This window comes from Rhizobium sp. 0TCS1.26 (genome assembly GCF_050455525.1).
Taxonomy (GTDB): domain Bacteria; phylum Pseudomonadota; class Alphaproteobacteria; order Rhizobiales; family Rhizobiaceae; genus Neorhizobium.
This window is the reverse complement of record NZ_JBCIYV010000002.1, coordinates 1,328,912-1,347,854: the sequence shown is the minus strand read 5'-3', so window position 1 is coordinate 1,347,854 and position 18,943 is coordinate 1,328,912. Positions and strand designations below refer to the sequence as shown.

Here is an 18,943-nt window from a genome sequence, read left to right as displayed (position 1 = left end):
ATATGCATTAATCCGGTACGGCGGCCGGCTGTTGCCGGTGACCGCATCATAGTTCTGGCCGGCCAGCGCCGCTCCGTGCTCCGGATTGACCGCTATTGCGGTACCTTTTGAGCATGTTTGCGCGCTTCACTACACCCTCACCCGCCTGTCCGGCAAGCGCCGCGGCATGGATAAAAGCATTCTGGCCCATCAGTTCGTCCATTTCGGCCGAGGTCAGAAGGGCGAAGGAGGGGATGTCCTCTTCTGCTTCCGTACCCAGCCTCCAGGCCTTGCGGGCCTGGTCTATCTTTCGCACTCCGTCGGCTGCAGCGTCCGCTGCGTGAAACACGCCGGCGGCCGCTCCCGAGCGGATGGCGGCATCCACTTTCGTGGCGCCGGTGACGAACTGGCCCGCCTTGCGCGCCATGCTCATCATGCCGAGAAGGTCGGCAACCAGCAGGCGGTCGACGAGCGCTCCGAGATCGGGCGACACGCTGACCTCGGTCTTCAGCGCCCGCGTGAACAGCTTGCGCTTGATCGCCGTGTCGATCAGGGCCCGTTCGCCCTTGATCCAGCACCCGCGTCCCGGAAGCTGGCGCTTCAGGTCGGGAACCACGTCGCCGGCGGGGCTGGCGACGAAGCGGATCAGCATCTCCGGCGACGTGGCTTCGCGGGTGACGATGCAGGTGCGGTCGTTCACCACCAGCTCCGCATCGTCTGCGCCTCCGTCATCGACAGTCGCTGCCGCGATCATTCCTGAACTGCGGCGTCCGCCTCCTCATCAGCCTCATCGGCGTCCAGTTCGGCATTGTTATCCTTGGCAAGGTCTTCCTCGGTGATCCAGCCGGCCATCAGACGGGCCTGCACGATCATGTTCTCCGCCTCGACGCGCGACACTTCGAACTTCGAGAAGGTGCCCTCGAACTTCTTGGTTTCGCCGTCCTTGCGCTCGCTCCAGCCGATCAGGTCGTCGGCCGCACAGCCGGCGAAATCCTCGACAGTCTTGATGCCCTCTTCACCGAGCGCGACCAGCATCTTGGCTGTCAGGCCATCGATCTGGCGCAACTCGTCGGTAACGCCGAGCTCCTTGCGCTTGGCGTCCATTTCGCCTTCGATCCGCTCCAGATATTCCTTGGCGCGCATCTGGATTTCGTTGGCCGTGTCGTCGTCGAAGCCGTCGATCGAGGCGATCTCGTCGAGTTCGACATAGGCCAGTTCCTCGACCTGCGCGAAACCTTCCGATGCCAGGACCTGGCCGACCATTTCGTCGACGTCGAGCGCGTCCATGAACAGGTTGGTGCGCTCGTTGAATTCCTTCTGGCGACGTTCCGATTCCTCGGCTTCCGTCATGATGTCGATGTCCCAGCCGGTCAGCTGCGATGCCAGGCGGACGTTCTGGCCGCGGCGGCCGATGGCCAGCGACAGCTGCTCGTCCGGCACCACAACTTCGATGCGCTCGGCATCCTCGTCGAGAACGACCTTGGCGACTTCAGCCGGCTGCAGGGCGTTGACGATGAACGAAGCCGGATCCTGGCTCCACGGAATGATGTCGATCTTCTCGCCCTGAAGCTCGCCGACGACGGCCTGGACGCGCGAACCGCGCATACCGACGCAGGCGCCGACCGGATCGATGGAGCTATCGTTGGAGATGACGGCGATCTTGGCGCGCGAGCCCGGGTCACGGGCAACCGACTTGATCTGGATGATGCCGTCGTAGATTTCCGGCACTTCCATGGTGAACAGCTTCACCATGAACTGCGGGTGGGTACGCGACAGGAAGATCTGCGGGCCGCGCTGTTCGCGGCGCACGTCGTAGACGTACGCGCGGACGCGGTCGCCGTAGCGCATGTTCTCGCGCGGGATCATCTCGTCGCGGCGGATGATGCCTTCGCCACGGCCCAGGTCGACGATGACGTTGCCGTATTCGACGCGCTTGACGGTGCCGTTGACGATCTCGCCGACGCGGTCCTTGAATTCGTCGAACTGCCGGTCACGCTCGGCTTCGCGAACCTTCTGCACGATCACCTGCTTGGCGGACTGGGCAGCGATGCGGCCGAAATCCATCGGCGGCAGCGGGTCGGCGATGAAGTCGCCGATCTTGGCGTCGACGTTGCGGTCGCGTGCCAGTTCCAGCGGGATCTGTGTCGTGTAGTCTTCCGCCACTTCGACCACTTCCAGAAGACGCTGCAGGCGGATTTCGCCGGTCTTCGAGTTGATGTCGGCGCGGATATTGCTCTCGGTGCCGTAGCGCGAGCGTGCGGCCTTCTGGATCGCATCGGCCATGGCGGCCAGCACGATTTCGCGGTCGATGACCTTTTCGCGCGCCACTGCATCTGCAATCTGCAGAAGTTCTAGCCGGTTAGCACTCACTGCCATTGTCGTCGGTCTCCGTAGATCGAATTTCGGTGTCCCGGGGTGCGGGACAGGAAAAAGGTTCAGTCTTCGTCTTCGATTTCGTCGTTCTGGTTGGCGGCCTCGGCCTTCGCCAGCTTGTCGGCGCGCAACGCATCACGAATAAGGTCGTCCGTCAGGATCAGCTTTGCCTCGGCGAGCGCCGAATAGGGAACCGTGACGCGCGGATCCTCGCCGTTTGCCGGCTGGTCACGTTCGAGCGTCACGCCGTCTTCGCTGGTCTCGACGATCTTGCCGCGGAAGCGCTTGCGCCCGTCGACCAGCACCGATGTCTCGCACTTGACCAGATGCCCGGACCAGCGGACGAAATCCGACTTGCGCACCATCGGCCGGTCGATGCCCGGCGACGATACTTCCAGATGATACTCCCGATCGATGGGATCTTCCACATCAAGAACGGGCGAGATGGCGACGGACACGGCTTCGCAGCCTTCGACGTTCATCGTCCCGTCGTTGCGCTCGCACATGATCTGCAGCGTCATGCCGTTCTGGTTGAGGAGCCGAACCCGTACGAGACGGAAATCCATGGCATCGAGCGTCGGCTCGATGATTTCAGCGACCCTGAGGTCGAGGCCGGTCTCAACGATAAGACGCGGTTCCTTCACATTGTCCTGCATAAGCTCTTCCGGCGCAGTCGCCGCATGCGGCGAACATCCTGGTGGTCGATCGCCTAACAAAAAAGAGCGGGTCCTTGCGGGCCCACTCTTCATCTGCCGATCAAGAATATGCTGTTCATATACACTTTTGGACCCGCTATTGCAAGGGCTCCGGCTTTCCGCCTCCTGGTGCCGCTTTTCGGCTTGCCGATCCCGACGGCACGACTAGTTTAGAACCATATCATGATTCACTGAGAGGTTTACCGTGCCACAGCGGGTCTCCCCTCTGGCGCCGTTCCGTCACCAGACCTTCCGCACCATCTGGATTGCCAGCATTTCATCCAACTTCGGCGGGCTGATCCAGGCCGTCGGCGCCGCCTGGATGATGACCGCCATTTCCAGTTCGGAAAACATGGTGGCGCTCGTCCAGTCGTCCACGGCGCTGCCGATCATGCTGTTCTCGCTGATCGCAGGCGCGCTCGCCGACAACTACAACCGGCGGACCATCATGCTGACCGCCCAGGGCTTCATGCTGGCGGTGTCGCTGCTGTTGACGGTGTTTGCCTTCTTCGGCCTCCTCAGCCCCTGGCTGCTGCTGACCTTCACCTTTCTCATCGGCTGCGGAACGGCACTCAACAATCCGTCGTGGCAGGCTTCCGTCGGTGATCTCGTTCCGCGTGAGGTGCTGCCGGCCGCGGTTACGCTGAATAGCGTCGGCTTCAACATCACCCGCAGCCTCGGCCCGGCGGTCGGCGGCGCCATCGTTGCAGCATTTGGCGCGGCCGCCGCCTTCGCCGTCAACGCTTGCAGCTATCTGGCGCTGATCTTCGCGCTGTTCCGCTGGAAGCTGGAGACGCCGGACAGCAAGCTGCCGCGGGAAACCATGGCGCGCGCCTTGTCGGCCGGCTTCGGCTATGTCGCCATGTCGCCGAAATTGCTCAACGTGCTGTTCCGGGCGCTGCTCTTCGGCCTTTCGGCAAGCGCCATCCTGGCGCTTCTGCCGCTCGTGGCGCGCGACCTCGTGGCCGGTGGACCGCTCACCTACGGCGTGATGCTCGGCGCCTTCGGGGTTGGCGCGGTCGGCGGGGCGATGCTGAACGCCCGGCTGCGGGAGATGTTCTCGAGCGAAATGATCGTGCGGATCTCGTTCATCGGATTTGCCGCCAGTTCCGTCGTCGCCTCGCTCTCCAGTTCAACCTGGATGACGGCTCTGGTGCTGCTGGTGCCGGGCGCCTGCTGGGTGCTTGCGCTGTCGCTCTTCAATACCACGGTGCAGCTCTCGACGCCTCGCTGGGTTGTCGGTCGGGCGCTGTCCTTCTATCAGACCGCGGCTTTCGGCGGCATCGCCGTCGGCAGCTGGGTCTGGGGATACCTCGCGGAGGAATACGGCGTTTCCACCTCGCTGATGCTGGCAAGCCTGGTCATGGTGCTCGGCGCAGCAGTCGGCTGGAAGCTCTGGCTGCCGTCGCTCGAGACGCTGAACCTCGACCCCGCCAACACCTTCCGCGAGCCGTCGTTGCGCCTCGACCTGCAGCCGCGCAGCGGGCCGATCGTGCTGCTCATCGACTACACGATCCACGAGGAGAACGTGGCCGAGTTCCTGACGCTGATGTCGGAGCGCCGCCGTATCCGCATCCGCGATGGCGCACGGCAGTGGGCGCTGATGCGCGACCTGGAGAACCCGGACATCTGGACGGAAACTTACCACACCGCCACCTGGGCAGACTACGTGCGCCACAACCAGCGACGCACCCAGGCCGATGCAGAGGTCTGGAAGCGGATCCGCGAGCTGCATGCGGGAGGCGAAGGGCCGCGCGTCCACCGGATGATCGAGCGCCAAGCCATACCGCCGCATGATGCGCTCGACGACGTGTTTCACAAGACGTCGCTCGACCTTCACCATTGAGGGCCCGCCGATGACGCGTGTCTGCGCCACCGTGCTGGCCTTCAAGCCGCTGCTTCAAAGACTTCTAGCGCAGCTTGGCCTTCAGGCTTTCGTCCGGGAAACAGGTGGCCGCGAGCCCGTTCTTCGCCTGCCAGTCGCCGAGAGACCGGCGGGTCTTGAAGCCGGCCAGCCCGTCAGCCTTGCCGACATCGTAACCCTTCGCCTGCAGCGCCTTCTGCATAGACTGGACATCTGACCGCAGCATCTTGCCGACAGCGCCCCACTGGCCCTGGAAGGAGCCCGCTCCATGAGCGATGCGATCGGCAAGGTTGCCGATGAACAGCGCGTAGAGATCGGAGTTGTTGTATTCCTTGAGCACGTAGAAGTTCGGCGTCACCAGGAATTCGGGGCCGTGGCGGCCGGCCGGCACCAGCATCATCCCGTCCGCCTTTGCCTCATGGGCAGGAAAAGCCTTGCCGCCGACGCGCTCGATGCCGGTCGCAGCCCATGCCGAAAGCGGCTTGGCGAGGTCAGGTCCTTCCTGCGCGCAGGAGAGCCTGGCGGGAATGGTCACCTCGAAGCCCCAGTCGCGGCCGCGCTGCCAGCCTTTCAAAGCCAGATAGTGGGCGATCGAAGCCAGCGTGTCCGGCACCGAATCCCAGATGTCCGCACGTCCGTCACCGTCGAAGTCGACCGCATATTTGGCATAGCTTGACGGCATGAACTGCGGCTGCCCCAGGGCTCCCGCCCAAGACCCCATCATCCGGCCGGCGGTGATGTCACCGTGCTGGATGATCCGCAGCGCATCGATAAGCTCGGTCCGGAACATCTCCTTGCGAGTCGACATGAAGGCCTTCGTCGCCAGCACGTCGATTGCCGGGTAGGGCAGCTTAGCCCGGCCGTAACCGGACTCGCGACCCCAGACGGCAAGCACGATCGCACCCGGCACGCCATAGGCCTGCTCGATCTTGCGCAGCGTCGCGGCATGCGTGGCGGCAAGCGTCCGGCCGCTGGCGGCTAGTCCCTGCAGGCGCTGTTCGGAAAAATAGGCGCCGGGGGAGGAGAATTCCGCCTGGCTCTGGTCGCGCTCCTTCGGCGGTGTGGTTCCCGGCGGCACGAGATCCGGCAGGTCCCAGTAGAGCTTGATGCCGTTCAGCGCGCCGGAAATGGTAGCGGCGGAAACGCCGGCCTTTTGCGCTTCCGGGCCAATCTCCCGGGTCAGCCAGGTTCGGAACTGTGCCTCCACTTCGGATTTGGACGGAGCGGCCGAAGCGGGAAAGCCAAGCGACAGAATGAGTGCCGTTGCTGCGGCAAGGAGAAGGGGGGCTTTTCTCATCACGTCAGCTCCTCAGATAGCGGTTCGGGCGCGAAGCGCCGCCGTCAGCGTTCCCTCGTCCAGGTAGTCGAGTTCGCCGCCCACCGGCACGCCATGAGCAAGCCGGGTGATCTTGACCGGCAGATCGGTCAGCCGGTCGGTAATGTAGTGGGCCGTCGCCTGGCCTTCGACCGTCGCGTTGACGGCGAGGATGAGCTCGCGGATGCCGCCCTCGCTCACCCGGTCGATCAGCCCCTTGATGTTGAGGTCGTCGGGCCCGACGCCGTCGAGCGGTGATAGTGTACCCCCGAGGACATGATAGGCGGCACTCATCGCTCCGGCGCGCTCCAGCGCCCAGAGATCGGAGACGTCCTCGACGACGATGATCATCGACTGGTCGCGCCGCTCGTCGGTGCAGACCGTGCAGGGATCGACAGTGTCGACATTGCCGCAATGCGAGCAGATCTTCACCTTGTCGTAGGCCTCGCCCATCGCATGCGACAGCGGGCCCATCAGCTGTTCGCGCTTCTTGATGAGGTGCAGCGCTGCCCGGCGCGCCGACCGGGGCCCGAGACCCGGCACCTTTGCCAGCAGCTGGATGAGTTTTTCGATTTCAGGACCAGTAACGCGTTTTGCCATGCGCCGCTTTTAGACCATATGGTTGCGGAACGGAATCAACAGTTAAGGCTCCCCGCATGAAAGTCAGCGCCATCTGCATCGGCAATGCCGAGAAGCTGCCGGGCAAGAGCTTCAAGACGGGCATCAACAAGCAGCCGGTGTCGTCGGCGGTGCTTGTCGACACCGAAGGTCTGCTGGGTGATGCGGTCTGCAATCGCAAATACCATGGCGGACCGGACCAGGCGATTCTCCTCGAAGGCAGCCTCACCCTGGACTGGTGGGCGCAGCAGCTCGGCAGGGACCTGCCGCCGGGAACGTTCGGCGAGAACCTCGTCATCGACGGGCTGGACAATCGCGATGTCGCCGCCGGCGATCGCTTCCATGTGGGGGAGGTGGTCTTGGAAGCAAGCTGCGCCCGCAGTCCCTGCAACACCTTCGCGGTGAAGATGGGTGATCCGACCTTCGTCAAGACCTATTTCAGAGGCGGGCGGCCCGGCATCTATTGCCGCGTCATCGAAACGGGGGCCGTTTCGGTCGGCGATCCGGTCAGTCATGAACTCTACGGCGGCGACCGCGTAAGCATTGCCGAAATGCTGGCCGCTGTCGGAAAAACGCTGACGGATGCCGAGAAGGCCCGGTTCCTCGCCGCCCCGATCGGCAGCCGCTGGAGGCTGACCTTCAAGAGCTAGCGGGCGCGATCGCAACTGCAGCACCTGCCATCTTCAGAGAGCAAGGATGAAAGCGCACGATAGTTCATGCGCTTTCATCGGATCTCAGCCGGCTATCAGAACGGCAGCTTCATGCCGGGAGGAATGGGAAGTCCGGCCGTCAGCTCGCGGGTTTTTTCCGCGGCGATCGTCTCGGCCTTGTCCTTGGCGTCCTTGTGGGCGGCGATGATCAGGTCCTCGAGGATCTCCACCTCGTTTTCCTTGAACAACGACGGGTCCACCTTCAGGCCGAGCATCTCGCCCTTGCCGTTCAGTCGCAGCGTGACCAGTCCGCCGCCGGCCTTGCCCTCGACGTCGAGCGCGGCGATCTCCGCCTGCATCGTCTCCATCTTGGCCTGCATTTCCTTGACCTTGCCCATCATTCCCATGATGTCGCGCATCGGGCGGCTCCTTCTTCTCGTTAGAATTCGATGTCGTCGCCCGGAAGAATGTCTCCCTCGGCGGTTTCCATGGCCGCCGGCAACGGCGCTTCCTCGGCGGCCTCGTCCTCTTCACTGACGCGGATCCGCACGTCGGTGACCTTCGCGCCGGGGAACTGGGCAAGAATCGCCGCCACATCGGGATCGGCACGGGCATCCGTCAGCCGTGCCTCGCGGGCGGAATTGTCGGCCTCGATGAGGGTCGGCTCGCCGGCCTCCTTGCTGAGGCTTACGATCCAGTGGATGCCTGTCCATTCCTTCAGCTTGACGCCGAGCTCGCCCGGCAGCGTTCCGGGCGCGCCGTCGGTCATCCGCATATCGAGCCGGCCGGGTTCGATCTTCACCAGCCGGACGAAGTTGCGCACCAGCGCCTTCAGCTTGGCGTCACGGTTCTTGGTGCAGAGATCGGCGATATCCATCAGCGACCTGACGGGGACCTTCGGCTGCGGAGCTTCCTGCGTCCGCGCCTCGGTCATGCCGACGACTGCCGGCTGAGGCTGGGATGACGGCACTGCATGCAGCATCGTCGTTGGCTGAGCCTGTGGCGCGCGGGAAGGCATGGCGACGTCGACGACGCGGGCCGTTGCGGAAGCCTGTCCCGAACCATTGCCGCCAAGGCTTGCCCGCGCACCGCCGTTGCCGGATGGCGTCGGCGGGGCCGGCTGGCTTCGGCCGTCACTGCCGTTCAACAGATCGGCAACGCGGCGTGCGGCATCCTCCGGCGAAGGCAGGTGTGCCGCGTGCGTCAGGCGGATCAGCACCATTTCGGCGGCACCGGCCGGGCGCGACGAATTTTCGGCTTCCGGAATGCCCTTCAGCAGCATCTGCCAGATGCGCGACAGCGTGCTGACTGCTACCGACCCGGCGAACTCGGCACCGCGCAACCGTTCCACTTCGCTGAGCGACGGATCGTCGGCGGCATCCGGGATATACTTGATACGGGTGACCAGGTGGGTGAAGTCAGCGAGATCGGTGAGCACCACCACCGGATTGGCACCTGCCTCGTACTGGCCGGTGAACTCCTGCAGGGCAGCGGTCACGTCGCCGCTGACGATGTTGGCGAAGAGGTCAACGATGCGCGCCCGGTCGGCAAGGCCGAGCATGCTGCGCACGGTGTCCACCTGCACATGCCCGCCGCCATGGGCGATCGCCTGGTCGAGCAGCGACAGGCCGTCGCGCGCCGAGCCTTCCGCGGCACGGGCAACCATTGCCAGCGCTTCAGGCTCGAAGGGAATGCCTTCCTTGCCAAGGATGGTGGAGAACAGCCCAACCAGATCGGCGGCGCTGATGCGGCGCAGGTCGAACCGCTGGCACCGCGACAGGACCGTGATCGGCACCTTGCGGATCTCGGTCGTCGCGAAGATGAACTTCACGTGCTCCGGCGGCTCCTCGAGCGTCTTCAGGAGGCCGTTGAAGGCCTGCGTCGAGAGCATGTGCACTTCGTCGATGATGTAGACCTTGTAGCGCGCCGAAACCGGCCGGTAGCGCACCTGCTCGATGATCTCGCGGATGTCGTCGATGCCGGTATGCGAGGCGGCATCCATCTCGATCACGTCGACGTGCCGGCCCTCCATGATCGCCTGGCAATGCTCGCCGGGGATGCGCAGGTCGATTGTCGGCTTATCGATCTCAGGGGTCTTGTAGTTCAGCGCACGCGCCAGGATGCGGGCCGTGGTCGTCTTGCCGACGCCGCGCACGCCGGTCAGCATGTACGCCTGGGCGATGCGGCCGGTCTCGAACGCGTTGGTCAGCGTGCGGACCATCGGCTCCTGACCGACCATCAGATCTGAGAAATCCTTGGGCCGATATTTGCGCGCCAGCACGCGGTAGCCGGAGGCTCCCGTCGCGCCGTTTCCCGAAATTGTCGGCAAGGTGTCGCTCATGAAGTCCGCCAGCCTTAGGGGCCGTTCCAGCCTTCAACCAGCCTATGGACTGGACCGGACGCTGACCAAGGAAAAATGAGGTGGGAGGCTGGCACGGCGACCCGTGCCTGGCTCGTTAGGGCTGCTTCCTTCCGGACCTGACCCGGTTGGCGAGTGGCTCGTCCACCACCAACCTCCCGGCGTCACATATCGACAATTCGAGAACCAAATGCAAGCCAAGCCGGCAAAAAACTGCTAGCCCTTATGAAAATCAGGAGGGTGTCGTGAGTGAGTTTCAACTGGATGCGCGGCTGGCCAGGGATTCCGATCTGGTGACCGTGCTTGGCCTTTGCCAGCTGCGAATTCTCCACGACAGCCGCTGGCCCTGGCTGATGCTGGTGCCGCAGCGGGCCGGCAAGACGGAGGTCTTCGAACTGCAGCCGCTCGATCAGGCCTTGCTGACCTTCGAGACCAATCTCGTCGCCGAGGCGCTGAAGAAGGTCACCAATGCGCGAAAGATCAACATCGGCGCTCTGGGCAATGTCGTCTCGCAGCTGCACGTGCATGTGGTGGCGCGCAACGAGGGTGATCCGAACTGGCCAGGGCCGATCTGGGGCCACGGTTCTGCCACAGCCTACGACGAAAACGCCAAGAAGGCCTTTCTGAAAACACTGAGTGAAGCCCTTTCATCATGACACTTTCCCTGTTCGATACCGCCGCCCCCCACGAGGAGGCGAGCCGCCTCACAGCCTTCTCCGGCAACCGCCTGGATCGCGATGCCGAACATCGCGGCGATGATTGCATCGAAACGGCGCTCCAGCATCCGGGCGCCCATGTCCTGGTCTCTGCCGCCGGCAAGCTCGTGCTGAAGCACGACGAGCAGGTGCTCGATGCGCTATTTGCTCCGCATGAACTGGCCGGGCTGCATCCGCAGATGGATACGCTGATCCTGCTCGGCTACCGGCCGAACGGCGAGCCGCGGCTGGCGGTCAACGTCGCCCTGCAGACAGAGGAACTGGCGACCCATTTCAAGATCACCGAAGCCCGCTCCGCCTTCCGCGACGGGCTGCTGGACGAGGAGACGTTGGGCGAGGTGGCGCAGGCGCTGAGCCTGCTGCACTGGAACGCCGCCAACAGGTTCTGCGGCAAGTGCGGCACGGCGACCGAAAGCCGGCTCGGCGGCTATAAGCGCATCTGCCCCGCCTGCGGCCACATGATGTTTCCGCGCACGGACCCGGTTGTGATCATGCTGACGGTCGACGTCGCACGCGATCGCGTCCTGCTCGGCCGTAGCCACCACTTCACACCGGGCATGTATTCGACGCTTGCCGGCTTCCTGGAGCCGGGCGAAACCATTGAGGATGCCGTCCGCCGCGAGACGCTGGAGGAAAGCGGCATTCGTGTAGGCCGCGTCCGCTACCACGCCTCGCAGCCCTGGCCGATGCCGCATTCGCTGATGATCGGCTGCTTTGCCGAGGCGCTGTCGGAGGAGATTTCGGTGGACACGCAGGAGCTTGCCGACTGCCGCTGGTTCACCCGATCAGAGGTGGAGACCATGCTCGACGCGGATCCGGCCAGCGAAGGACCGTTCGCGCCGCCTGGGGGCGCGATCGCCCACCGGCTGATGCGTGACTGGGTCGATTGGCCGCGCTGATCAGGCGGGCTGCCTTCGGGTGAATTCGCGCACCGCAAGCGATACGCCGGCGATCTGCAGCAGGCAGCCGGCAGCTTCCGAAACCGTCGGCCACCGCCCGTCGAGCGACAGGCCGAAGATCAGCCCGAACACCGTCTCAGCGACGATGAGTTGGGCGGTGAGGGCAAGCGGCAGGCGGTGCGAGGCGATGCTCCAGCACCAGGTGGCGAGCCACGAGGCGGCCATGCCGAGCACCAGTGCCCAGAGCAGAAAATGCGTCAGTACCTCGGTCGGCACCGTCCGGTAGGCGTCCGAGGAGAACGGGATCAGTAGCAGCGAGCCTGCCAGCGCCCCAAATCCGTGCAGCGTCGTCCAGTCAAGCGCGCTGGGCGGGTTCTCGGCGCGCATCAGCCGGGAATTGACGATACCGTAGATGACCCAGACCAGAAGTGCTGCGACGGCGCAGCCGGCTCCCGCCAGCATCATCCGCTGGCCTTCGACATCCAGCTTGGCCACCAGCTCGACATTGACGATGAGGATGCCGGCACCGATCATCAGGAGCGGCGCGGCAAGCCGTTTCCAGCCGATCGTCCGCTCGATGAGGTTGGCGATAGCCGGCAGAACCACCGGCGTCACGCCGATGATCAGCGGCGGCACGACCGGTCCGGCAAGCAGGACTGCCTGCGAGGCGAGCACGAAATAGCCGACATAGCCGATGACGCCGAGCGCCATGCCGACAAATGCCCGCCGTATGCCGATACCGCGCAGCCGGAAGCGCGGATGCAGCATGGTGATCAGGCAGGTCAGCCCGAAGATCGCATAACGGGCGATGGTGATGTCGAACAGCGAAAAGGGCTGGACCAGCCGCGCCGCGACGAAGGTAAGCCCCCAGAGGGCGCCCGTCAGCAAGCCGGCGAGAATTCCGATGAACATGCCGGACATCCTTGTGATGCCTTCGCCCCGACGACCGAGGGCGATGAATGCCCCGACGCCGTCGCCCGGGACGAGAGAGGAGGGCTAGTTGCCGTTCAGCGCACCGCGCATCGGGTGGCCGGGATAGACGCCGAGGATGCGGACTTTTTCCGAAAAGAACTGCAGCTCCTCCAGCGCCCGGCGCACCGGGGCATCCTCGGGATGTCCCTGGATGTCGGCATAGAACTGCGTGGCGGTGAACGTCCCGCCAATCTGGTAGCTTTCCAGCTTCGTCATGTTGATGCCGTTGGTCGCAAAACCGCCGAGCGCCTTGTACAGGGCTGCCGGAATATTGCGGACATTGAAGACGAAGGTGGTAACGACCACGTCCGCGCCGCCTGTCCTCGGCGTCCAGTTTTCATCCCGCGACAGGACCACGAAGCGGGTGACGTTCTGCTCGGAGTCCTCGACATTCTCCTGCAGGATGTCGAGACCGTAGAGGCCGGCGGCCAGCCGCGGCGCAAGCGCCGCCATCGAGCGGTCTCCGCGTTCTGCGACGAGCTTGGCGGCGCCGGCCGTATCACCCGCGACAACGGCCTTCCAGCCGTTCGAGCGAATGATCTTGCGGCACTGGCCGAGTGCATGGATATGGCTGTGCACGGTGCGGATCTCGTCCCGTCCGACGCCCGGCAGCACCATCAGCTGGAAGCGGATCGGCATGAAATATTCACCGACGATGTGCAGCTTCGATTCCGGCAGCAGGTGATGGATATCGGCCACGCGGCCGGCAAGCGTATTTTCGATCGGAATCATAGCCAGGTCCGCCTCGCCGCTTTCAAGTGCCGTGAAGGCATCCTCGAAGGTCGGGCAGGGCAGCGGATCCATGGCTGGGAACATGTCCCGGCTGGCCATGTCGGAGTTTGCGCCATAATCGCCCTGGAAGGCGATGCGATTGGTCGGGGAAGCCATGGGGGATGTCCGTCAGAGGGAGCGGCCGGCGAGGAGCGCGCGAGCCTTTTCGAGGTCGGCCGGAGTATCGACGCCGAGCGGAACGGTGTCAATGATCTCGACATCGATGCGCATGCCGGCCTCGAGTGCCCGCAGTTGTTCCAGCGATTCACGCTTCTCGAGCACCGACGGTGCAAGCGACACGAAGCGTTCCAGCGCGCGGCGCCGATAGGTGTAGAGGCCGATGTGGTGATAAAGCGGGCCGTCGCCATGCGGGGCCGTCGCCCGGGTGAAGTAGAGCGCCCGCATCCGGGTGTTCGAGAGCGGCGAGCCTACGACCTTGACGATGTGCGGCAGCGTCTTGTCGGCTTCGTTGTCGATGACGACGGAAAGCGTCGCGATATCCACGGAAGGGTCTTGCATGGGACGCAGCGAAGCGAGCACGGCGGCCGGGTCGATGGTGGGTAAGTCGCCCTGGATATTGACGACGAACTCGCTCCTGCCATCGGGATCGGCCGCCTGCAGCGCCTCGTGGATGCGATCCGAGCCAGACTGGTGATCCTGACGGGTCATGACGACATCGAAGCCTTCGTTCTTTACCACGTCGAAGACGCGCTGGTCGTCGACGGCAACAACGATACGGCCGACATCCGCCTCGCGTGCGCGGCGCGCCACCTGGACGATCATCGGTGCCCCGCAGATGTCTGCAAGCGGCTTTCCGGGCAGGCGCGTCGAGGCCATGCGGGCAGGAATGAGAACGATCGTTCTGTCGAAATCCGGATTGCGCATGGAAGGCCTCGCTCGGCCCTGAGGATGGCAAAAGGTCTCAGGGGGGATCATGTGAATAAGGTTGCACCGGTTCCGCAAAAGACATAGCTTTCGGCGAATTTCAAGGTGGGACGCCTGTGATTCCGGCGGGTGGGCCGGCGGGCGGCAAGGAGCTTTTGGCGGATGAATTCCTATACGAACATGGCTGTGGGGGCCTTGCTCAGCACTGTCTTTGTGATGATGTCGGTTTCGATCGCGTCCGAGGGCCTCTTCCATTCGGAAGCGCCGGAGAAGCCGGGCTTCGCGATCGTTGCCGAAGAAGCTCCAAGCGAAGGTGGCGCTGCTGCAGCCACTGCGGCCGCAGTGCCGATCGCCCAGCTTCTCGCTACGGCCGACGCCAAGGCCGGCGAAGCTGTCTTCAAGAAATGCGCGAGCTGTCACTCCGCCGATCCCAGCAGCCCCAACAAGGTCGGACCCGGCCTCTGGGGCGTGGTCAATCGGCCTCTCGCATCGCATGCCGCCTTCGGCTACTCGGCAGCCATGAAGGACTTCTCCAAGGGTGGGTCCGTCGTCTGGGACTTCGAACACTTGAACCACTTTCTCACGGCGCCGAAGTCCTACATCCCGGGCACGGCCATGGGTTTTGCCGGCCTGAAGAAGGACGACGAGCGCGCCAACCTGATCGCTTATCTGCGGTCTTTGGCGGAGACCCCGGTTCCGCTGCCGGATCCGGCAGCCGCGCCAGTCCCGGCAACCAACTGATTTCTCGCAAAACAACAAAAGGCCCGGCTCGTCCGGGCCTTCTTGTTTGGCCCGCTCAGTTCAGAAGCCAGGCCCAGAAGCTTACCGAGATGACGCCGAAGATCGTCGTGATGCTGATCACCGATGCGGCAAGGCTGCTGCCGGACTGGAAGCGGGTGGCAATGATCCAGGCGTTGATCCCGGTTGGTACCGACGAGGTCAGCACCATGGCCGACGTCCAGGCAGGCGAGAGCCCGAGCAGCTTGGCGAGCGAAAACACGGCTGCCGGCAGAAGCAGCAGCTTGAGCACCGCCATCACCGCCGCCAGCGAAAGATTGCCGCGCACCGGATACTTGCGCAGCGTCATGCCGAGCGAGATCAGGGCCGCTGCCGCCGTCGTGCTGGCAATCTGGTCGACGACGCTCTTAACCACCACCGGCAGGGCACCGATGCCGCTCAGATTGTAGATGAGGCCGGCGCAGAGGGCGATCACCAGCGGGTTGCGCGCCAGGTTCGCTCCCACCTGGCGCAGAATGGCGCCGAGGCTCCGACGCCCGCCGCCGTCGACCTTCGAGGCGGCGTGCTCCATCAGGATGGTCCCGGCGATCATCATCAGCGGCAGGTGGATGGCAAGCAGGATGGAGATCGCAACGATGCCGTCATTACCGACCGACCGGCCGACCAGCGGCAGTCCGATGAAGACGTTGTTGGCGAAGGCCGACGACATCCCGGCAATGACGCCGATCTTCGCGTCGCGCTGGAAGAATCGTCGTGCCACGATGTGCCCGGCCGTCCAGGTAATCGCGACGCCGCCGAAATAGGCGATCCACAGGCGAAACGGGGAAGCACCCTCGAAATGCGCCTCGGCAAGCGTCCGGAAAACCAGCGTCGGGAGGGCGATCTTGAAGACGAATTCGGCGATCGCGTCTCCCGCCTTCTCCTCCATGAGGCCGGTTCGTGAGACCATCCAGCCGATGAGGATGAGCAGGAAAACGGGGGCGACGTTGACGAAAACGGCTGACACGCGGAAGTCTTTCCAAGAGAGGAGAGGTTCCGTTTAAATCCTTTGGCGGGGATATGAAAGCGCTATGGCGCCCGGGCGCGTCAATCGCCAGACAGGGATGATCACAGCTGGAACTTGGCGATAGATGACGAACAGTGTTGTCGACCGCCCGCGCCCCGATGGCATCGGCACGCTCTCTGCCAGTTCATCCGTGGTCTGAAGAGCGTTCCGATGATCGAGCATCTAGCAAGGCTCGATGACGAAAGCATGACGGCGGCGGCTGGGACTGCCTTTTTGCTTTTCTTCGATCTCGAAATCTTTAAGACGGGATTGCCTTACAACCTTCGAAGATTGAGAGCTCAATGAGCAAGTTCGACGTCCTGACCATCGGCAACGCCATCGTCGACATCCTGTCGCGGTGCGAGGATCGCTTCCTCGATGAGAACGGCATCATCAAGGGTGCGATGAACCTCATCGATGCCGATCGTGCGGAACTGCTGTACTCGCTGATGGGGCCCGCACACGAGGCGTCCGGCGGCAGCGCCGGCAATACGGCCGCCGGCGTGGCAAATTTCGGCGCCCGCGCGGCCTACTTCGGCAAGGTGGCCGAGGATGAGCTTGGCAAGATCTTCCAGCACGACATTCGCGCCCAGGGCGTTCACTACCAGACGCTGCCCGACGGGACGGTGCCGCCGACCGCACGCTCGATGATCTTCATCACGCCCGACGGCGAACGCTCGATGAACACCTATCTCGGCGCCTGTGTCGATCTCGGGCCGGAGCATGTCGAGCCGCAGATCGTCGCCGATTCCAAGGTCACCTATTTCGAAGGCTATCTGTGGGATCCGCCGCGTGCCAAGGAAGCCATTCGCGAATGTGCCCGCATCGCCCACGAGAATGGCCGCGAAGTGTCGATGACGCTGTCGGACTCCTTCTGCGTCGACCGCTACCGTGACGAGTTTCTCGATCTGATGCGATCCGGCACTGTCGACATCGTCTTTGCCAACAAGCAGGAAGCGCTGGCACTGTACCAGACGGATGATTTCGAGGCGGCGCTGACCCAGATCGCTGCCGACTGCAAGCTGGCGGCGGTGACGCTGAGCGAGGATGGAGCGGTGATTGTGCGCGGCGAGGAGCGCATCAAGGTCGATGCCCTGAAGATCGATAGCGTGGTCGACTCGACCGGCGCCGGCGATCTGTTTGCCTCGGGCTTCCTCGTTGGCTACACCTCCGGCAAGTCGCTCGACGTCTGCGGCAGGCTGGGTTGCCTTGCGGCCGGCATCGTCATCCAGCAGATCGGCCCGCGTCCGATGGCATCGTTGAAAGCTGCTGGAGAAGCGGCAGGCCTTATTTGAAGGCCTCGCCGGGGTAAGCGCCCCAGATCTCGCCCTGGTTCACCCAGCCCTGCACGGAGCCGGCTTCCGACCGGCACCATGTGCCGTTGCATTCCTTGATGCGAACGATGACGCCCGGCTCCAGCTTGGCCAGCAACTGGCCGGAAGACTGCGGATCACGCCTGACGTTGACGAACACGTCCTGCCCCTTGCCGCGCATCCAGGGGGCAGCGACGGCGGTCCTTTCACCGGACAGCAGGGCCTGGTTCACCCAGCCTTCCGTGCCCTCCGCATCGCGGATACGCCGCCAGTTGTCGTATTCCTGGATGATTTCGACCGGCAGCCCTTCCTTCATATACATCCACGAAACGGCGTAGTCCGTGCTCGGGCCGACGCGGATGTTGACGCGCCGGGACTTGAGGCTGACGAAGCGTGGCAGCGGCAGGCCGCTGGCACCCTTCGCTGCGCTCTGCGCAAAAACGGGGCTCTGATCGGCGACTGCGACGACAAGCACGGTCGAGACAGCCAGAAGGACGGCAAAGCGGGAAATACGGGGAAAGCGGCGCATGGGTCTTCTCTTCGATGTCGCCAGACGTGAGACCACCCGGACCTTCCAGCTGCCTGCAGCGGCCCGCCGCCACGAGGTTTCGTTTGTCTTCGCCGGTGGGTCTGGTAGAAAACGCCTGATCCGTCGAATGTCGCCGATCTTGGTTAACGACTTCTCAACACGCGTCGAAGGACACCCATGACCGCCAGGAAAAAGCCCAGGGTCTACATCACCCGCAAGCTGCCGGACGCCGTCGAAACCCGGATGCGCGAACTCTTCGACGCGGAACTCAACATTGACGACGTGCCGCGGACGCATGATCAACTGGCCGAAGCGATGCGCACCTGCGACGTTCTGGTGCCAAGCGTCACCGATCGAATCGACGCGGCGGTCATCGAGGCTGCCGGCCCGCAGTTGAAGCTGATCGCCAGCTTCTCCAACGGCGTGGATCACATCGACGTCGACGCCGCCGCCCGGAAGGGAATCACGGTTACCAACACCCCGAATGTCCTCACTGAAGATACGGCCGACATGACCATGGTGCTGATCTTCGCCGTCCTGCGCCGGTTGATCGAGGGATCCCGGGTGCTGACGGAGCAGCCGGGCAGCTGGGCCGGCTGGTCGCCGACATGGATGCTCGGCCGGCGCATCGGCGGCAAGCGGATCGGCATCGTCGGCATGGGACGGATCGGAACGGCCGTCGCCCGCCGCGCCAAGGCCTTCGGCCTGTCCATCCACTATCACAACCGCAGCCGCGTCAATCCGGCGACGGAAGAAGAGCTGGAGGCCACCTACTGGGACAGCCTCGACCAGATGCTGGCGCGCGTCGACATCGTGTCGGTCAACTGCCCGTCGACGCCGGCGACCTTCCACCTCTTGTCCGCGCGGCGACTGGCGTTGATGCAGCCCTCGAGCATCATCGTCAACACGGCCCGCGGCGACATCATCGACGAAGCGGCGCTGATCCAGCTGCTGCGCGACGGCAAGATTGCCGGTGCCGGGCTCGACGTGTTTTCCAACGAACCTCTCGTCAACCCGAAGCTCCTGAAGCTTGCCAGCGCCGGTAAGGCGGTCCTGCTGCCGCACATGGGATCGGCGACCATCGAGGGCCGCATCGACATGGGCGACAAGGTGATCATCAATATCCGCACCTTCTTCGACGGCCACCGTCCGCCGAACCGGGTTCTGCCGGGCCGCTCCTGAGAGATTTGCTCCGGCCGCATCGATCCAGGTTACATCGCCT

Annotated in this window: 19 protein-coding genes and 1 other RNA gene; 7 read left to right on the top strand and 13 right to left on the bottom strand. The window is 63.9% G+C overall.

Annotation, left to right across the window (positions count from 1 at the left end):
• Positions 1–46: 46 nt before the first annotated feature.
• The 3 genes from AAIH46_RS13830 to rimP are packed head-to-tail and all read right to left on the bottom strand — an operon-like array spanning position 47 to position 3,008.
• Positions 47–733: an RNA-binding protein gene (locus AAIH46_RS13830; protein ID WP_430306449.1), complete on the bottom strand. Its 687-nt coding sequence runs from the start codon at positions 731–733 to the stop codon at positions 47–49.
• Positions 730–2,355, bottom strand: a complete 1,626-nt coding sequence (gene nusA, locus AAIH46_RS13825) for a transcription termination factor NusA (RefSeq protein ID WP_430306448.1) — start codon at positions 2,353–2,355, stop codon at positions 730–732. The genes AAIH46_RS13830 and nusA overlap by 4 nt, the downstream gene beginning before the upstream one ends.
• A 59-nt stretch (positions 2,356–2,414) precedes the next feature.
• Entirely contained in the window at positions 2,415–3,008 is a 594-nt protein-coding gene (gene rimP / locus AAIH46_RS13820) for a ribosome maturation factor RimP (protein ID WP_430306447.1), read from the bottom strand.
• A 244-nt stretch (positions 3,009–3,252) separates the two neighbouring features.
• Here rimP and AAIH46_RS13815 point away from each other — a divergent pair, with 244 nt between their 5' ends.
• Complete coding sequence (locus AAIH46_RS13815) at positions 3,253–4,893, top strand: MFS transporter (protein ID WP_430306446.1); 1,641 nt, start codon at positions 3,253–3,255, stop codon at positions 4,891–4,893.
• Between the two features lie 64 nt (positions 4,894–4,957).
• Here the strand turns inward: AAIH46_RS13815 and AAIH46_RS13810 are convergent, their stop codons facing one another.
• Both AAIH46_RS13810 and recR read right to left on the bottom strand, forming a co-directional pair.
• Entirely contained in the window at positions 4,958–6,208 is a 1,251-nt protein-coding gene (locus AAIH46_RS13810; protein WP_430306445.1) for a lytic murein transglycosylase, read from the bottom strand.
• Between the two features lie 12 nt (positions 6,209–6,220).
• On the bottom strand, positions 6,221–6,826 hold the full coding sequence (gene recR / locus AAIH46_RS13805; RefSeq protein WP_430306444.1) for a recombination mediator RecR: 606 nt from the start codon (positions 6,824–6,826) through the stop codon (positions 6,221–6,223).
• A 56-nt stretch (positions 6,827–6,882) separates the two neighbouring features.
• Here recR and AAIH46_RS13800 point away from each other — a divergent pair, with 56 nt between their 5' ends.
• Complete coding sequence (locus tag AAIH46_RS13800; protein ID WP_430306443.1) at positions 6,883–7,494, top strand: MOSC domain-containing protein; 612 nt, start codon at positions 6,883–6,885, stop codon at positions 7,492–7,494.
• 95 nt (positions 7,495–7,589) lie between these two features.
• Here AAIH46_RS13800 and AAIH46_RS13795 read toward each other — a convergent pair whose 3' ends face one another.
• From AAIH46_RS13795 to ffs, 3 genes are all read right to left on the bottom strand, one after another.
• Entirely contained in the window at positions 7,590–7,913 is a 324-nt protein-coding gene (locus AAIH46_RS13795; RefSeq protein ID WP_430306442.1) for a YbaB/EbfC family nucleoid-associated protein, read from the bottom strand.
• Positions 7,914–7,933: 20 nt separating this feature from the next.
• Positions 7,934–9,835: a DNA polymerase III subunit gamma/tau gene (locus AAIH46_RS13790; RefSeq protein ID WP_430306441.1), complete on the bottom strand. Its 1,902-nt coding sequence runs from the start codon at positions 9,833–9,835 to the stop codon at positions 7,934–7,936.
• 80 nt (positions 9,836–9,915) lie between these two features.
• Positions 9,916–10,012, bottom strand: an RNA gene (gene ffs, locus AAIH46_RS13785) — signal recognition particle sRNA small type.
• An 86-nt stretch (positions 10,013–10,098) separates the two neighbouring features.
• On the opposite strand from ffs, the gene AAIH46_RS13780 reads away from it, so the two are divergent.
• Both AAIH46_RS13780 and nudC read left to right on the top strand, forming a co-directional pair.
• Entirely contained in the window at positions 10,099–10,509 is a 411-nt protein-coding gene (locus AAIH46_RS13780) for an HIT family protein (RefSeq protein WP_430306440.1), read from the top strand.
• Entirely contained in the window at positions 10,506–11,468 is a 963-nt protein-coding gene (gene nudC / locus AAIH46_RS13775) for an NAD(+) diphosphatase (RefSeq protein WP_430306439.1), read from the top strand. The genes AAIH46_RS13780 and nudC overlap by 4 nt, the downstream gene beginning before the upstream one ends.
• On the opposite strand, the gene AAIH46_RS13770 is transcribed toward nudC, so the two are convergent.
• The 3 genes from AAIH46_RS13770 to AAIH46_RS13760 all read right to left on the bottom strand — a co-directional run bounded on the left by AAIH46_RS13770 (position 11,469) and on the right by AAIH46_RS13760 (position 14,096).
• The gene (locus tag AAIH46_RS13770) at positions 11,469–12,380 is read right to left on the bottom strand and encodes a DMT family transporter (protein ID WP_430306438.1); all 912 of its coding nucleotides are present in this window, start codon (positions 12,378–12,380) and stop codon (positions 11,469–11,471) included. It lies immediately after the preceding gene.
• Positions 12,381–12,464: 84 nt separating this feature from the next.
• Positions 12,465–13,328, bottom strand: a complete 864-nt coding sequence (locus AAIH46_RS13765) for a prephenate dehydratase (protein WP_430306437.1) — start codon at positions 13,326–13,328, stop codon at positions 12,465–12,467.
• A 12-nt stretch (positions 13,329–13,340) separates the two neighbouring features.
• A complete protein-coding gene (locus AAIH46_RS13760) occupies positions 13,341–14,096 on the bottom strand; it encodes a 3-deoxy-manno-octulosonate cytidylyltransferase (RefSeq protein ID WP_430306436.1) in 756 nt (251 codons plus the stop codon).
• A 162-nt stretch (positions 14,097–14,258) separates the two neighbouring features.
• Between AAIH46_RS13760 and AAIH46_RS13755 the strand changes: the two genes are divergently transcribed.
• On the top strand, positions 14,259–14,837 hold the full coding sequence (locus tag AAIH46_RS13755) for a c-type cytochrome (RefSeq protein WP_430306435.1): 579 nt from the start codon (positions 14,259–14,261) through the stop codon (positions 14,835–14,837).
• A gap of 55 nt (positions 14,838–14,892) precedes the next feature.
• Here the strand turns inward: AAIH46_RS13755 and AAIH46_RS13750 are convergent, their stop codons facing one another.
• Positions 14,893–15,840: an AEC family transporter gene (locus tag AAIH46_RS13750; protein ID WP_430306434.1), complete on the bottom strand. Its 948-nt coding sequence runs from the start codon at positions 15,838–15,840 to the stop codon at positions 14,893–14,895.
• Between the two features lie 341 nt (positions 15,841–16,181).
• Between AAIH46_RS13750 and AAIH46_RS13745 the strand changes: the two genes are divergently transcribed.
• Positions 16,182–17,174, top strand: a complete 993-nt coding sequence (locus tag AAIH46_RS13745; RefSeq protein ID WP_430306433.1) for an adenosine kinase — start codon at positions 16,182–16,184, stop codon at positions 17,172–17,174.
• Here the strand turns inward: AAIH46_RS13745 and AAIH46_RS13740 are convergent.
• Positions 17,167–17,721 (bottom strand): SH3 domain-containing protein, encoded by a 555-nt coding sequence (locus AAIH46_RS13740; protein WP_430306432.1) that lies wholly within the window; start codon positions 17,719–17,721, stop codon positions 17,167–17,169. The genes AAIH46_RS13745 and AAIH46_RS13740 overlap by 8 nt on opposite strands.
• A 177-nt stretch (positions 17,722–17,898) precedes the next feature.
• Here AAIH46_RS13740 and AAIH46_RS13735 point away from each other — a divergent pair, with 177 nt between their 5' ends.
• Positions 17,899–18,903 (top strand): 2-hydroxyacid dehydrogenase, encoded by a 1,005-nt coding sequence (locus AAIH46_RS13735; protein ID WP_430306431.1) that lies wholly within the window; start codon positions 17,899–17,901, stop codon positions 18,901–18,903.
• Positions 18,904–18,943: the final 40 nt, after the last annotated feature.